This window comes from Shewanella sp. SM74 (assembly GCF_025653725.1).
Classification (GTDB): domain Bacteria; phylum Pseudomonadota; class Gammaproteobacteria; order Enterobacterales; family Shewanellaceae; genus Shewanella; species Shewanella oncorhynchi.
Map to the genome: position 1 here is coordinate 1 of NZ_JAKKRZ010000055.1, position 13405 is coordinate 13405.

Consider the following 13405-nt stretch of genomic DNA (forward strand, 5'->3'; position numbering starts at 1 on the left):
GAGTAAATTAAAAACTGCGCCGCCTGATAAGAAATATGAAGCCAGGCAAACGCTAGCCAAGCCGTTGCTCGCGCAATTCAAAAGCTGGTTGGATAAATCAAGCGAGAGTGTCACGAAAGAAAGTTTACTGGGAGCGGCTATTACGTATAGCCTGAATCAGTGGCCCAAGCTTGTCCGCTATCTGGATGATGGCTGTCTGAATATCGACAACAATCGTGCGGAGCGCGCCATCAAACCGTTCGTGATTGGTCGCAAGGCGTGGTTGTTCGCTAATACCAAGACGGGAGCACAAGCCAGTGCGGCACTGTACAGCCTGGTCGAGACCTCAAAAATCAACGGACTGGAGCCGTATGATTACCTATGCCGCTTATTAACCGAGCTACCCAAAGCCAACACCCAAGAGAAACTACAGCAACTCCTGCCTTACTGATCACCAGCCACACCGCAAGGTGTGGTTGGCGTTACGCTTACCTCTGGTTGGTGATGATCCGCAGTAGTGCACTTTTCATAAAAATCGCCTGCAAAATATACATTAAATCAATATATATCAGATCAGTGCATATTGGTAGTGTCAAGGTTAAATAATAGGCAATTTTGTACTAGGTAGCGTTTTAATTTGATTATGGACTTTATGCTATACCGATAAATACACAGGAAATTTTTTTCACAAAAGTGTATGAATGTTGATAGAAGCAACAAGCTACCATCGAAGGGCGTTTCCAAAGATATTGGTATAACAGAGCATCGAACAGACTCAGTTGGAAAGGATCTCGCGTAGAAGCTCTATCATCTTCACGGATAACTCGCGTTTCCAACGATAAATTAGTTTGGGATTATGTAGGGTAACGTTGTTGTATCGTTATGTGATTTTACTCACTTAGCGCGGTGTACAGAACTACTGGATCAGATCAGTTTCAACTGACGTTCTGCCGTTGCACATTTTGCCCTGATGAGTTCGTTCATTGTTGTAAGACAGCCACTCATCCTGATCATTTTGCCGCGTCTCCAGCGTTTGATTAACTTGTTGCGAAAAGCCACCTGATAAAACTCGTTCAGGATCGCCTTATCAAACTGCTCGCAGATCCCATTCGTTTGCGGTGACATCGTTTTAGTTTTCGTGTGATCGATGCCACTACTAGAGTTGGTAATCATGACGCTCGAACTTGCAGAGTAGCACAGCCTATATCGATGTTAACTCTACACCTGACTCTGTCAATTTATGCGTATCAACATAGTGGCTGAAACGTGCTAATAAGAAGGTGAGTTTTGGATGAATGTACCTTTGACAAAATGGTCTGTTGGGTGCTGTATAAAAGTAGTCGATAAGCTCAGTTTTATTCGCTTTAAAATCCTTAAAAAAATAAACCTGAGTAATGACTGGCTGCTCAAAATCAGCTCTACAGGCATCTAATATGTTTACAGCCTGGTTATACTGAACCTCATCATAAGCGTATATCGCTGAACGATATTTACCACGCATTGAGTGGTTTGATGTGCTCGCGTGAGTATGTAAATGGATTTCGATCAAGGTTGATAAAGAAATAACAGTCGGATCAAAAACCACTTCAATGGCTTCGCTGAACTGAGCGTTGTCACCAATTGAGGCGATCCAACCTTGATTGACAGTAGCAATGCCAATAAGTGATGAAAATACGCCTTCGGTGCACCAGTGACAACCACCGCCTAAGCCGATTGTATTAAGGGTGGTTGTCGTATGCAAATTGCAAGTCTGTGTGGGCTGCTGCAAACTCATTGAGATGAGGGCAACTTCCAGTCTGGTCTGGGGAAGTGGCAGGTATAGCCATTTGGTCGGAGTTCCAAATAGTCCTGATGCATAGCCTCCGCTTCCCAAAAATCACTTGCAGGTTCGACTTCAGTCACTACTTTTCCAGGCCATAATCCCGAAGCATCCACGTCAGCAATGGTTTTTACTGCCTCAGCATGCTGTGCCTCAGAGGTATAATAAATGGCTGAGCGATAAGATGTGCCCTTGTCATTACCTTGTCTATTTACTGTACTAGGGTCATGAATCTGAAAGAAAAACTCTAAAATTTGTCGATAGCTGGTGATTTCATTATCGAACATTATTTCAATGCCTTCAGCATGGTTACCATGATTGCGGTAGGTAGCATTAGCCACTTCACCACCGGTATAACCTACTCGGGTTGAAGTGATACCGGGACGTTTGCGGATAAGATCCTGCATGCCCCAAAAGCAGCCACCGGCTAATACTGCGCGTTCAATTGCCATAATTAAATGTCCTCTACTTGGTCTAAATACTCTGCGTAACCTTTACTTGCCATTTCTTCCCTAGGAATAAAACGTAATGACGCTGAGTTAATACAATAACGTAGGCCACCCTGGTCTTTGGGACCGTCTGAAAATACATGGCCTAAGTGACTGTCGCCATGAGTTGAGCGCACTTCTGTGCGGGTCATGCCGTGCGACCTATCAGTGATTTCAATTACGTTGACAGAGTCTATCGCTTTGGTAAAGCTCGGCCAACCACACCCTGATTCATACTTGGCAGAAGACGCAAATAAAGGCTCACCTGACACGATATCCACGTAAATGCCGGGCTTGGTGTTCTTTAGCAATTCACCAGTCCCTGGACGCTCTGTACCATTTTCTTGCGTCACCCGATACTGCTCCTTAGTCAGAGCAGAAATCGCATTCATAGATTTTTGATAGGTATTCATAAATGTCCTCTTATAGAGTAGAGCCATGTGCCTTTCAGATTATAAGAGACCTTCTGTTTACAGAATTTATTTCACTTAGGCCGTTAACCCGAAAAAATGATCTGATCCAGTAGTTCTGTACACCGCGCTAAGTGAGTAAAATCACATAACGAGGTGCCTATGACAGCTAAAAAGAACTGCAAGACCTATACCGCAGAATTTAAGGCCCTCTAACTTATAGTTGTTTCGGATGCGGCTTATTTGTTTTTGTGCTCCAGTGCTGTAAGTGATGTGCCTACGATAAATATAGACACGACAAACAAGCCTAAATCTTTTAGCAAAAACTGGCCAGGAACCACAGAGATCGCAGGAAACCCAAGAGATGCCTCAAAAACACCGGGTGTAGTCAGCATGAACGACAATGTCGTAAAAAAGAGTCCGGTTGAAAGTACACCGCCCAAGATTGCGAGCTTAGGGGAGAAAACTCGTGCAGCGATTAACAGGCCAACTGAAATTTCAAGCACACCCAGAAAATTTGAGAATCCTTGAATGCTGAGGAAACTATACATCCATGAAAGCAGAGGGCTATTACTAACAAAACCATGTATACCGTTTGCTTCGTAGCTAGTGAATTTCATACCACCAAACCACAAATATATTATCGTCATGGCAACGTAGATGCCACCTATACCAAACTTAGTGACTTTTGCACCGAGATTATTACTAAGGATATTGGTAGTCTGGACACCATTTTCAATTTCGGGAATAGTCATCTTATATCTCCAATTATTTTTAGCCATGTGGACTCACTCTATGTAGCCCACTAAAATGATATGACTCTTGAGAAAAACTATATGTTTACTCGAGTCGAACCTAACTTAGGTAATTGCTGTAGTTGAGCACCAATGGATTAGACATCAATGCCTAGTGGTTGAACGGCCGGGAAGTCGACCTCGGTCTGTGTCACTTCGTTAACGTAGTTAGTGAAAGTGTTCAGGGCAACAGCCAACAGAATATCCACTACATGTGCATCACTGTAGCCAGCGTTCAGCACCGCTTGGACCTGGTCATTGCTGACTTGCCCGCGCTGGCGGACTACGGCGGCAGCAAAACGCACGGCTGCGTCGGCCTTAGGGTCATTTGATGCACCGCTGCGGTTGGCAGTGAGTTCAGCATCATCAAGCTTGGCCACCTTACGGCCTAGGAAGGAATGGCCAGCAAGGCAATAATCGCAGCCGTTGATCTCAGCGACGGCTAGGGCAATACGCTCAAGAGTCGCTGTACCCAAGCCGCCCTGTGCTGATGCTGCGCTCAATTGCAGGTAGCCAGTCAGCGCAGCAGGGCTGTTGGCAACGACGCGGAACATGTTAGGAACGCGGCCCAGTTGTTTTTCCACAGCCTTGAGTGAGGTATGGGTAGCAGTAGGCGCGGCGTCGATTGTGGTAGGGGTGTTCAAACGTGACATAAATTTCTCCTAGTGATTTGAAAGACAGCACGCTGTATTGGCGTGGAATAAATTGTATTTAAGAAGGTTCTGCTTGATAATCCGTTGCTATCAGACAGCTCATCTTCACGTCTTGCGCAGTCGCCATTTCAGTGCCACTACACACCTTCGTTGACGTCACGCCGTCCTGATTTCTAAGGAGGTCTTCGAGACTCCAAAAACACCCTCCGGCAACGATCACATTATTTATTTTTCATAAAGCCTCCTTGGTTTTTATCTATTTACTAATGGAACTGAATTTACAGCATGTAAAATAGATATAACATGCTCAATAGTTCGTATAATGTGACTTATTAGACAGTTTACGTAGGGGCTATGTATGGATGCAGACTTTGGATATCAGATTAAAAGAGTTGTGAAATTAAGGGTTCACGAAAAACTGCAAATATAGGGCAAATCAGATTGTCTATACCCATAATTTAGAGCGCCCGAGCATCAGGAACTCACTGAAAGCAGACGTTTCTGAAAATAAACAAGGCACAGCGCTTGAAAATTTCGAGACATCAACGTTTTGCCAAAAGGCTAAAAATGCGTGCACTACTCATTTCGCATTTAAAGAGAGCATCGGTTATTAGGCAATAACGATGTGGCCAAAATTTGTCGACCACTACACTATCTCGTAAACGAGTTTGATAGACGTCAACTAGTACGTATTTTTAGTGTAAGGTCATATTAATGCACGATGCTAAACTCTGCTGTGAGCTAGGTAGGATGTATAAATACCATAAATATTTCAATGCTTTACTTTTTAAAGCTCAAGTGAGTTACTCAGTTCCGACTGTTGGTGGCAGATTTGGAATCTCGCGATTTGTCTTAAATGTCAGCCAAGCAAGTCTCTCGCTAATAAAGTGTTGACTATCCCTGACAAAGTAACAATTTCTTGCCATAATCAGACTTAAGCACTTTACTTAGAGTGTATGTGCGCCGCTTAATGCATCAATGCTGCTAATTCCCTGATTGACATCAATCACTTTGTTTCCTGTTTGATACTCTGAGATAAACAAGATCGAATGATGCAAAAGGGGACTATTTAAATACTGAGGGAACAAATGGCAGTAGATTTGAGCATAGAAACCGCTCTGCTCCTAGAGCGCTGGCAAGGCATTGTAAACTCGATGGCTCAAGTCGCGGAAGTGCCTTGTGTGCTGATTAATCGATTAGATAAAAACGAAATTTGTCAGGCTGTTGGCAGTGTGTCAGTACCAACTTTTTATTGCGGTGAACCTGTTCCATTGGCACTTAACACTTATTGTTCCCAAGTCATTTCCAGTAACCAGCCATTACTAGTTGAAAATGCAATCGGTACCCGATATGAAAACAATAACCCAACATTTGCAGCAGGCTTTAGTTATTACTATGGCCTGCCATTGCTTTGGCCTAGCGGAAAAACTTTCGGTACTTTGTGTATGTTGGACTTTTCAAGCCCAGATCGGGCATCACAACACTGTTCCTTACTCACACTTTTTAAGCAGGCCATTGAATACGATTTACAGATGCTTCAACAACAGCAAGATCTGCTAAAGCGTGAGCAACAAGCAGACAAAAAATTTATACAACTATTCAATGAGATGTCAAATAGGATAAGACCGGTAACTAATAATAAGTTGCTTCAATCTGAGTTGTTTGTACTTTTGACAAGCCAATACCAATACTGGCATCAGGAACTGGATAAGCAGCTTAATCAAACCGTCCTGACTGATGAAAACTCCATTCATATAGCGGCACTGGTTCGAATTTGGTCAAATTTGTTGGCGATTGCCCATGAAACAGAATGGTTGAGAGCTACGGCAGTTCTAGAACCTTATAGTTGTGATGCTGTTGCGTCACTGGTCAATGCAACTCCATTATTAGAACAAGCAGTGTATAAAACAGCGCTGACCCTTGGTGCTGATCTCGTTTTGAGGAGTCATTTGCCTAATCCACTGTTACTAAGTGGGAAACCAGAGTTATGGTCTCTGATAGGACTAGCTATCACGAGCTTTTTAGTTGTTGGCGCCAGCGGTACAAGTATAACTATTTTTGTCAGTAACCGATTAAAAGGTAAGTACAGAGTTTTGGAATGGTCCCTTCTTGTAAAAGGCCAGACGATGCCGCTGCGTTTTACCCGCGATAATCAAGCGCTTTATGGTTTTGCAACAGTATGTGCCGAGTTAGCGGGTGCTGTTCTTGAATCTGGTGAGTGGCAATTAACTGAGAGTCTTCAGCAACAGAGTCGTTATCTCAACTCAAATCGTGATCACGTTGACGACATTGAAAGCAGGAATGCTTCAAGAACTGCTAATGGCATAACCAGGCTTATCTGCTTATCGATACCGGTGATGGGAGACGATTTATAAACACTCAGCGATGATCAGCGAAGTTGTGTTTTAGTTTTCTTGTTGGCACTACATCCGGTATGGCGGCCTTTAATCTGAGAGTGACACTTGGGATAACTGAAAAACTGGCTGTGATTCTGCTGAACGGAGCTTGGTGCTAAGCATGTTGGCGTCATTCAAAGCAAGGTCAACACTGCTATTAACGTTTACGATTATCTGACGGACGTGCTGCTGCGCGTCAACCAACATCCAGTAAGCAAGGTACATGAACTAATGCCGAAGTTACGGAAAGCTCAGTTCGAAAGCGCATTACAGCGTTCAGCTCTATTTAGCAATCCCGATGCTTCGGTAAAATAAGCCACGGAAAATGCTCCGGAGGCCGCATGCACACTAAATAGATGACGTTAGACGAAGAGTTGGATTTAAACGAGCAAATTATAGAGCCTGCGACCGGAAAAGCCAAAAGTTTATAAATACAGCTAAAACTCAAATCAAGCAGGCGAATATTGTACAAAACAATACCATTGCTACAGAGATAACTTCAAGTCTGACAGATCTATGCTAGAGTTAAATCAACGATTTAATTCATTTTTCTATGCAGGATCTTTGAAAAATGCAGTAGAAAAACGGAGAAGTACATGACCTTTAGTTTAGCTCAAACAGCTAGTGCAGAAACCACACTAAAAGCACCTGCTGAAGCAGATCAGAACCTGCGGGATATCACTGAACTGGCGTGTTATATCTGTGATGCACCAGTGGCTATGGTGACGCGAACCGATGACACAAAGCTGAATCTAATTGCAAAAGTTGGTATTTCGCGTACCTCTGTATTAATTAAAGAGTCCTTTTGCGTGTATGCAATGGAAACACCTGATGCGGTAATGGTGGTCCCTGACGCTACTTTAGATCACAGATTCAGTACCAATGCTATGGTGATTTCAGGACCTGGCTACCGATTTTATGCTGGCTCGCCGCTGATTGATCCCGAAGGTGCAGTGATTGGTACTATTTGTGTCTATGATCATGTTCCTAAGCAGCTGAACCAGCGGCAGATAAGCTCTTTGCAGGCTCTGTCCAGACAAGTGATCGCCATACTGGAGCTGAAAAAAGTCGGCGAACAATTACATAATACCAGCATGACGGATGCGCTGACAGGGGTGAACAACAGAAGAGCTTTTGACCTCAAGTTTGAAGCTGAATTTGCTCGCTGGCAAAGAACAGGACAATCTTTTGTACTGGCATTGATTGATATTGATCACTTTAAGAGTTTTAACGACAGCTATGGTCATGCCGCAGGAGATGAGGCACTGAGTCAAGTCGCGGCTCTGTTTCAGCGCCATAGCAGGAACTATGACTTTTTCGCCCGTTATGGTGGTGAAGAGTTTGTGCTGATCCTGCCAGGCACAGACACAGCGTCCGCAAATAAAACACTGGAAAAGTTAAGGCTGGTAGTGGCTAACCATGAGTGGTTATTACGACAATTAACGGTCAGCATAGGTTTGGCCAGCGCTGATTTATTTGACGACAAAAAGCAGTTGCTCGAAGTCGCCGATCAGATGTTATACAAAGCTAAAACCCAAGGCCGCAATCAAACCAGTGTGTTCGCCACACTGTAAGAGATCTGTTCATGCTGCGCTGATCTCAAGACCTCATAAAAACTGAGGTCTTGCTTCGGTCGATAAGCTGGTCTGATATTGGCATTATTTATTCCTTTCAAATACATGGGTAATGCGACTTACACAGATTTTTTATGCTCTCTTGGACTCCATGTGAAGGAGATCGTCACATTCTTTACATATAGAAAATAGAGTTCTTTAGCCAGCTGCAATTTCAGATTAACCGATTCGGTAAGCTTTCTGCATTTCCGGAGACAACTTTTTTAGCCAGCTTGAGAGACTGAAGCCTTTTCTATCGGTACTATTTAATTTAGTAAAATACAGATGTTCATCCCAGCGAGGACCGAAATCTACTTCTGCAAGACTTACAAGCTGTTTGTTTCTGCGAAGACGATGCTTTTGATGGTAATCTTCGGCGGGCCAAAAATAACCATTTTGTTCTCCGGCCTCAATCACCTCGGGAGATTTCTCCTTTCCAATCGCTTGAATCAGTTCTTCAGCTACTTGTTTTTGCTCCAGATCAAAAACAAAAAGTATCTGGCGATACTGGCCCTGCTTTCTACCATGAACAGACCATGATTCAAAACTTCCAAGAAGTTCCCTGTAGCTGATTTGGTCTTTATCGTAGATCACTCTGACGACTTCGGCGTGTCCGTTGATGTTGCGGTAACTCGGATCCAGAGTTGATGCTCCAGCGTAGCCAACACGTGTTTGCACTACTCCCTGCGTCCCTCCAAAATTAGAATCCGGTCCCCAAAAGCAACCCATGCCGAAAACCGTTTGACTAAGCTTCCCGATTTTCAATGCTTCTTCGATTGCTTCAGGGGTTGCAAATTCATAGCTTTCAACACCGTCTTCTTTATTCATTTTTAGATCCGACATATTTTTCACCTAACTTTCAAAAATTGAAGCCACTCCCATTCCTCACGCCGTGCAAACGACGATAAGACCACGTTTTCCAACACCAGCTTGATGAAGTATCTTTGCTAAAACTCCGCAGCATGTTTCTTGGTAACACAACTGCGGAAAATTGCTGTAATCATTGATCTTACTGCTTATTAAGTTATTAATAATTCTAAAAAACTCATTATTTCATTGAAGCTTCCAACCACCTGTCAAGGTCCTTGAACTTGGGGTTTCTCAGCTTCTTTGTCCCAACCACTATTGTCGGGAAATTCAGCTTTCCGTTCGAATAGAGGGAGCACAGTTCATCAGCAGCCGCGTCGTCTTCATGAACATCCAAAAAAACAAACTGGCTCCCTTTTTCTTGCAAGTACGAATGGTAAATCTTGGTTTTATGGCAGTCTTTATGACCGAACAGCTTAATCAACACGAACGGCTCCTTTTTTCAAAAGGTTCACTTTCATAAACCCCCTCGATTTAAAAATTATTCTACAAACTTCAATGACTCCGAGTTAATACAGAATCGGACCCCTGATGGCTCAGGACCGTCTGGAAAAGCGTGCCCCAGATGGGCTTCGCACACATTGCATAGCACTTCGATTCTGCGCCCGAAGGTCGTATCCAGTTCATATTGAATTACGTTGTCTGCGACTGGCTCAGAAAAACTCGGCCATCCCGTTCCCGAATCGAACTTTAGGTTCGAGTCAAAGAGTTCGGTGTCGCAGCCCACACAGGCGTACCTTCCAGCTTCATAAAATGAACAGAGTTCTCCGGTGTGCGCGCGTTCGGTGCCTTTCATCCGCATGACCCGAAATTGCGCTGGCGTCAGAATTTCTTTCCACTCTTCCTCGCTCTTTTCTACTTTTTTGGGAGGCGCGGGAGTGCCGTTATCCAGGTAGTTGTAAATGCTTTTCCAATTGAACATATATTTGCTCCTTTATTTTAGGGTTCACTCTTTAGCTATCAATCCACGAGAAGAAGTCTGTAGCACTACCAATGAATTCTCCATCCACAAAAACTTGCGGTACAGTTTGGAGATTTGTTCTTTCCTTCAACTCCAGGTAAGTCTTCGGATCGTCGTCTACGCGAATTTGTTTGAAATCGACCTTTTCAGCAGTTAGGTAATTCTTCACGCGTGCGCAAAATGGACAATGGTCTTTCGTATAAATAACAACATTCTTAAGTGCTTTCATTTTTTCCTCGTTCATTTGGTTCATGATTTAGTCTCTTTCAAAATGGCAAGAGTATCCGCTGGGATTCCTCTGCAAATAGTTTTGGTGATATGCCTCAGCGTCGTAGAATTCTTTTTCCAGGGTGACGGTCGTGACCACTTCATTCTCGAAGCGACCGATCTCATTGACCTCATCAATCACGTTTTCGATAATCGCTTTCTGTGCATCGTCACGATAGAACGCTGCCGAGCGATACGAAGTGCCAACATCATTTCCTTGGCGATTCTTCGTAGTCGGATCATGGATTTTGAAAAAGTAATGTAGAATCTCTTCGAGAGATATTTCGTCTTGGTCGTATTCCACGCGAACCGCTTCGGCGTGCCCCGTTTTCCCTGTTATAATATCGGCGTAGGTAGGATCATCAAAATCTCCGCCAGAGTAGCCCACCTTCGTTGACGTCACACCGTCCAGACTCCTAAGGAGGTCTTCGAGACCCCAAAAACACCCTCCGGCAACGATCACATAATCTAGTTTCATAAAGCCTCCTTAGTTTTCATCCACTTACTGATTAGACTGACTTTACAGCATGTAAAATAGATATAATATGTTCAATAGTTCGTATAACATGACCTATTGGACAGTTTACGTAGGAGCTATATATGGATGTTCTCAGTGAAATTTTAGATAAGGTAGAGCTTACTAGCAGCTACTGGTATAGAACCTCATTTGCGGGAGACTGGGGCATCAGCCTCCCGCAGGAAGAGAATCTAGCGAGATTTCACATCGTGACTCATGGCGAGTTTTGGTATGAGGTGCCAAAACTTAAACTTAAAGCATTGGCGGAGCAGGGCGATATTTTGATCTTTTTCAAAGGGATGGAGCACACCATGGCCAGTGCACCAAAAATCAAGGCCGAGCCTGCGGTCGAATTTAGAGCTAAAGCCAACCTCACCGAAGCTCAAGTTTTGGAATACGGTGATCAGAGCAAGCTCAAAGCCAACGTCGTTTGCGGACATTTTTGTTTTAATGGCGGACCCGATCATCCATTCTTAAATTCGCTGCCAAATGTCGTGCATATCAAGAGTGCTGATAACTCCCACTCGCCTTGGCTTGCCATGCTTTTAAGTATTATAGAGCAGGAAGCAAAATCAGGGCTTCCTGGAAGCAACACGTTAGTCAGAAAGCTGACCGAAATTATCTTCGTGCAAGCGTTAAGAATCCACATGTACAAATCCAATAAAAATGCTGGATTCTTCAAACTGATCGAAAATCCGCAACTCAGCAAAACCTTGGAAGCTATTCATCATAGTCTCGATAAAAAATGGGGTCTTGACGATCTCGCCGGGATTGCGGGGATGTCGCGTACGAACTACAGCGTCAAATTTAAGGAGCTGTCAGGCATGACACCTCTTGATTATTTAACCTATTGTCGGCTTGAAAAAGCAAAGCAGCTGCTTAAAGAATCCGGTAAGTCTGTTCCCGAAGTGAGTGAAGCCATTGGGTATCCGGCACATGAACACTTTCAAAAGTTGTTTAAGAAAAAAATTGGCAAAACTCCTAGCGCGTACAGAAAAGAAAATTCTGAAAAGGTGTAAAAATGAATATCTATAACTCTCCTGTTACCAAAATAGCTTTCTGGGTCATAGTCATTGGTGGTGCGGCTTGCCTGCTTATCCCTTTGTTTGCACCTCTTCTTCCGCTGCAATATTTGAAAGGTTATGGCGAAATAGGAGATGTTCTTGGAGGTATTTCAAGCCCATTTGTACAAATTCTGGGTTCAGTGCTTCTCTTTCTGGTGTTAAAAGCTCAGATTGACGCTAATGGCATCCTCCATCAGCAAATCGAAAAGGAATATACGAAGGAGCAACTGAGGCACGAGTTGAATCAGCTTCACGAACTTTATATGTTCGTCGAAAGAAACATTAAAAATTTTAGCTACGATCAGGAAAAGATGATTGATGGCAAGTCGCAAATGATCCTTTTGCATTCCCGGCGAGCGATTAAATGTTTCATTGAGGATCTAGAGAGCTTAGATGTTGATATTCACAAAGATGACGACATTTTAAGGTTCGACGGGGTTAAAGAAATTATGAGCATTTTGAACAGCGTTGACCTATATTTCGACAAAATCAAAGACAGCGAGATTGCACCTTATCATAAGAGTTTTTATAAAACGCTTATGCAGCACGAACTTCTCTTCAGCGTTTTTCCTTATCAAGATCTCGACAATCAAGCGTACCTAAAACAAGAGCATTGCCCAGAGTGTGGTGAATATCATGCAAATTATCCGCCACTGATTTATGACCGGTTACAGAAAATTAAAAAAAGTTTCTCCTGATGTATTATGGATATTTATTCGGTATCGGTCCTACCAAAAAGCTATTTGTAGTATCTCGAGTACGTGCTGTGGTGTAGTAATTCCAATCTTAGAAAACTCAAAGCTTATTCTGAAACTATCGGAATTGTCGGTTGGGTGAGACTTAGTCGCCCCGTAAAGCCTTATCGGGGCGGCAAAGATAACTTTTTATATCACTGCTATTGATGACGTCCTTTGTTTACTAAAGTTGTAAGCCCTTATTCTTTGTTTTAGACCTTCAACCACTCCGGGCTTGTCACTAGGAGAGTCCCCTTGGCTAACCTTAGCCGTCAGATCGTATTCAGCGATTTCTAGCCGGTCCCCCTGAATCATTTTACGCCAACCGTTCCACAACTTAGGGTCAAGCTCTTCGGTACGCCAACCATCGGTCGGTTCGCTCCGACTCGCTAAAGCCAGATCCCTGATTTGGTTCTGGAGCGTTAGATCGTCAATCATTGTTCAGCGCCGTACAAAAATGCTATTTTGTTCATACTCAATGCGTTTGTGGGTTTGGTTTGTTTGGCGACTGATCTGATCGCGCAAACTGCATTGAGTTCCCTTACCTGAGTGATCTACTATTTCGCACAGTTATTTAGCTTTATCGTAACGCTCAAGAAATTGGGCTTAATGCCGAATACAATAAAATAAAACAGCCAACCCTTGAGGCTCTTATGCGCCAGAATTTACCAGTGACGGGTCGAAACTTAGAACTCCCAAAAGATACCAATATTCTTTCGACTACCTCCCCTCAAAGCCATATCACGCACGGCGGCCGCAAAAACTGAGTGCAACACCTGACCTTTCCGGTACGGTGCTGCCACTATGTCCTATCACGAACTCAGTATCCCCGAACGTGCGACC

The 13405-nt window shown here is 43.6% G+C and carries 17 protein-coding genes and 1 pseudogene; 5 read left to right on the plus strand and 13 right to left on the minus strand.

Annotated elements, in window-relative coordinates; genetic code table 11:
* Positions 1–430: IS66 family transposase (locus L5M49_RS24285; protein ID WP_263266867.1), on the plus strand; the 430-nt coding region annotated here is incomplete at its 5' end.
* 465 nt (positions 431–895) lie between these two features.
* Here the strand turns inward: L5M49_RS24285 and L5M49_RS24290 are convergent.
* The 7 genes and pseudogenes from L5M49_RS24290 to L5M49_RS24320 form a co-directional block, all read right to left on the minus strand.
* Positions 896–1165, minus strand: a pseudogene (locus L5M49_RS24290) (IS481 family transposase); the annotation flags it as partial.
* A gap of 15 nt (positions 1166–1180) precedes the next feature.
* Positions 1181–1720, minus strand: a complete 540-nt coding sequence (locus L5M49_RS24295; protein WP_041413416.1) for a peptide-methionine (S)-S-oxide reductase — start codon at positions 1718–1720, stop codon at positions 1181–1183.
* A 29-nt stretch (positions 1721–1749) separates the two neighbouring features.
* Entirely contained in the window at positions 1750–2250 is a 501-nt protein-coding gene (msrA, locus tag L5M49_RS24300; RefSeq protein ID WP_011711652.1) for a peptide-methionine (S)-S-oxide reductase MsrA, read from the minus strand.
* A gap of 2 nt (positions 2251–2252) precedes the next feature.
* Positions 2253–2699 (minus strand): peptide-methionine (R)-S-oxide reductase MsrB, encoded by a 447-nt coding sequence (gene msrB, locus L5M49_RS24305; protein ID WP_011711653.1) that lies wholly within the window; start codon positions 2697–2699, stop codon positions 2253–2255.
* A 236-nt stretch (positions 2700–2935) separates the two neighbouring features.
* Positions 2936–3451, minus strand: a complete 516-nt coding sequence (locus L5M49_RS24310) for a YkgB family protein (RefSeq protein WP_011711654.1) — start codon at positions 3449–3451, stop codon at positions 2936–2938.
* 137 nt (positions 3452–3588) lie between these two features.
* Entirely contained in the window at positions 3589–4143 is a 555-nt protein-coding gene (locus tag L5M49_RS24315; RefSeq protein WP_011711655.1) for a carboxymuconolactone decarboxylase family protein, read from the minus strand.
* 58 nt (positions 4144–4201) lie between these two features.
* The gene (locus L5M49_RS24320; RefSeq protein ID WP_223290059.1) at positions 4202–4363 is read right to left on the minus strand and encodes a peptide-methionine (S)-S-oxide reductase; all 162 of its coding nucleotides are present in this window, start codon (positions 4361–4363) and stop codon (positions 4202–4204) included.
* Positions 4364–5231: 868 nt separating this feature from the next.
* Between L5M49_RS24320 and L5M49_RS24325 the strand changes: the two genes are divergently transcribed.
* Both L5M49_RS24325 and L5M49_RS24335 read left to right on the plus strand, forming a co-directional pair.
* Complete coding sequence (locus L5M49_RS24325) at positions 5232–6518, plus strand: GAF domain-containing protein (RefSeq protein WP_000257537.1); 1287 nt, start codon at positions 5232–5234, stop codon at positions 6516–6518.
* A gap of 617 nt (positions 6519–7135) precedes the next feature.
* Positions 7136–8113: a sensor domain-containing diguanylate cyclase gene (locus L5M49_RS24335; RefSeq protein ID WP_002119794.1), complete on the plus strand. Its 978-nt coding sequence runs from the start codon at positions 7136–7138 to the stop codon at positions 8111–8113.
* 219 nt (positions 8114–8332) lie between these two features.
* Here the strand turns inward: L5M49_RS24335 and L5M49_RS24340 are convergent, their stop codons facing one another.
* The 5 genes from L5M49_RS24340 to msrA (L5M49_RS24360) all read right to left on the minus strand — a co-directional run bounded on the left by L5M49_RS24340 (position 8333) and on the right by msrA (L5M49_RS24360) (position 10725).
* Complete coding sequence (locus L5M49_RS24340; protein ID WP_223846397.1) at positions 8333–8980, minus strand: peptide-methionine (S)-S-oxide reductase MsrA; 648 nt, start codon at positions 8978–8980, stop codon at positions 8333–8335.
* A 220-nt stretch (positions 8981–9200) separates the two neighbouring features.
* Positions 9201–9446 (minus strand): glutaredoxin family protein, encoded by a 246-nt coding sequence (locus L5M49_RS24345; protein WP_011711656.1) that lies wholly within the window; start codon positions 9444–9446, stop codon positions 9201–9203.
* 54 nt (positions 9447–9500) lie between these two features.
* Positions 9501–9941, minus strand: coding sequence for a peptide-methionine (R)-S-oxide reductase MsrB (gene msrB, locus L5M49_RS24350; RefSeq protein WP_005403705.1), 441 nt, complete (start codon positions 9939–9941; stop codon positions 9501–9503).
* A 31-nt stretch (positions 9942–9972) separates the two neighbouring features.
* On the minus strand, positions 9973–10233 hold the full coding sequence (locus L5M49_RS24355; protein WP_005403706.1) for a glutaredoxin: 261 nt from the start codon (positions 10231–10233) through the stop codon (positions 9973–9975).
* Between the two features lie 3 nt (positions 10234–10236).
* Positions 10237–10725 carry a peptide-methionine (S)-S-oxide reductase MsrA gene (msrA, locus tag L5M49_RS24360; RefSeq protein ID WP_069785042.1) on the minus strand — a complete coding sequence of 163 codons (489 nt, stop codon included), beginning with the start codon at positions 10723–10725 and terminating at the stop codon, positions 10237–10239.
* A 122-nt stretch (positions 10726–10847) separates the two neighbouring features.
* On the opposite strand from msrA (L5M49_RS24360), the gene L5M49_RS24365 reads away from it, so the two are divergent.
* Both L5M49_RS24365 and L5M49_RS24370 read left to right on the plus strand, forming a co-directional pair.
* Entirely contained in the window at positions 10848–11783 is a 936-nt protein-coding gene (locus L5M49_RS24365) for an AraC family transcriptional regulator (RefSeq protein WP_002123001.1), read from the plus strand.
* Between the two features lie 2 nt (positions 11784–11785).
* Positions 11786–12526 (plus strand): hypothetical protein, encoded by a 741-nt coding sequence (locus tag L5M49_RS24370; RefSeq protein WP_011711659.1) that lies wholly within the window; start codon positions 11786–11788, stop codon positions 12524–12526.
* Positions 12527–12712: 186 nt separating this feature from the next.
* On the opposite strand, the gene L5M49_RS24375 is transcribed toward L5M49_RS24370, so the two are convergent.
* Positions 12713–13000 carry a hypothetical protein gene (locus L5M49_RS24375; RefSeq protein WP_004911214.1) on the minus strand — a complete coding sequence of 96 codons (288 nt, stop codon included), beginning with the start codon at positions 12998–13000 and terminating at the stop codon, positions 12713–12715.
* Positions 13001–13405: the final 405 nt, after the last annotated feature.

Coding starts and splice junctions, on each gene's coding strand:
- L5M49_RS24315 (WP_011711655.1), bottom strand. CDS start 4,143: ATGTCACGTTTGAACACCCCTACCACAATCGACGCCGCGCCTACTGCT.
- L5M49_RS24325 (WP_000257537.1), top strand. CDS start 5,232: ATGGCAGTAGATTTGAGCATAGAAACCGCTCTGCTCCTAGAGCGCTGG.
- msrB (WP_011711653.1), bottom strand. CDS start 2,699: ATGAATACCTATCAAAAATCTATGAATGCGATTTCTGCTCTGACTAAG.
- msrA (WP_069785042.1), bottom strand. CDS start 10,725: ATGAAACTAGATTATGTGATCGTTGCCGGAGGGTGTTTTTGGGGTCTC.
- L5M49_RS24340 (WP_223846397.1), bottom strand. CDS start 8,980: ATGAATAAAGAAGACGGTGTTGAAAGCTATGAATTTGCAACCCCTGAA.
- msrB (WP_005403705.1), bottom strand. CDS start 9,941: ATGTTCAATTGGAAAAGCATTTACAACTACCTGGATAACGGCACTCCC.
- L5M49_RS24370 (WP_011711659.1), top strand. CDS start 11,786: ATGAATATCTATAACTCTCCTGTTACCAAAATAGCTTTCTGGGTCATA.
- L5M49_RS24310 (WP_011711654.1), bottom strand. CDS start 3,451: ATGACTATTCCCGAAATTGAAAATGGTGTCCAGACTACCAATATCCTT.
- msrA (WP_011711652.1), bottom strand. CDS start 2,250: ATGGCAATTGAACGCGCAGTATTAGCCGGTGGCTGCTTTTGGGGCATG.
- L5M49_RS24355 (WP_005403706.1), bottom strand. CDS start 10,233: ATGAACCAAATGAACGAGGAAAAAATGAAAGCACTTAAGAATGTTGTT.
- L5M49_RS24335 (WP_002119794.1), top strand. CDS start 7,136: ATGACCTTTAGTTTAGCTCAAACAGCTAGTGCAGAAACCACACTAAAA.
- L5M49_RS24375 (WP_004911214.1), bottom strand. CDS start 13,000: ATGATTGACGATCTAACGCTCCAGAACCAAATCAGGGATCTGGCTTTA.
- L5M49_RS24365 (WP_002123001.1), top strand. CDS start 10,848: ATGGATGTTCTCAGTGAAATTTTAGATAAGGTAGAGCTTACTAGCAGC.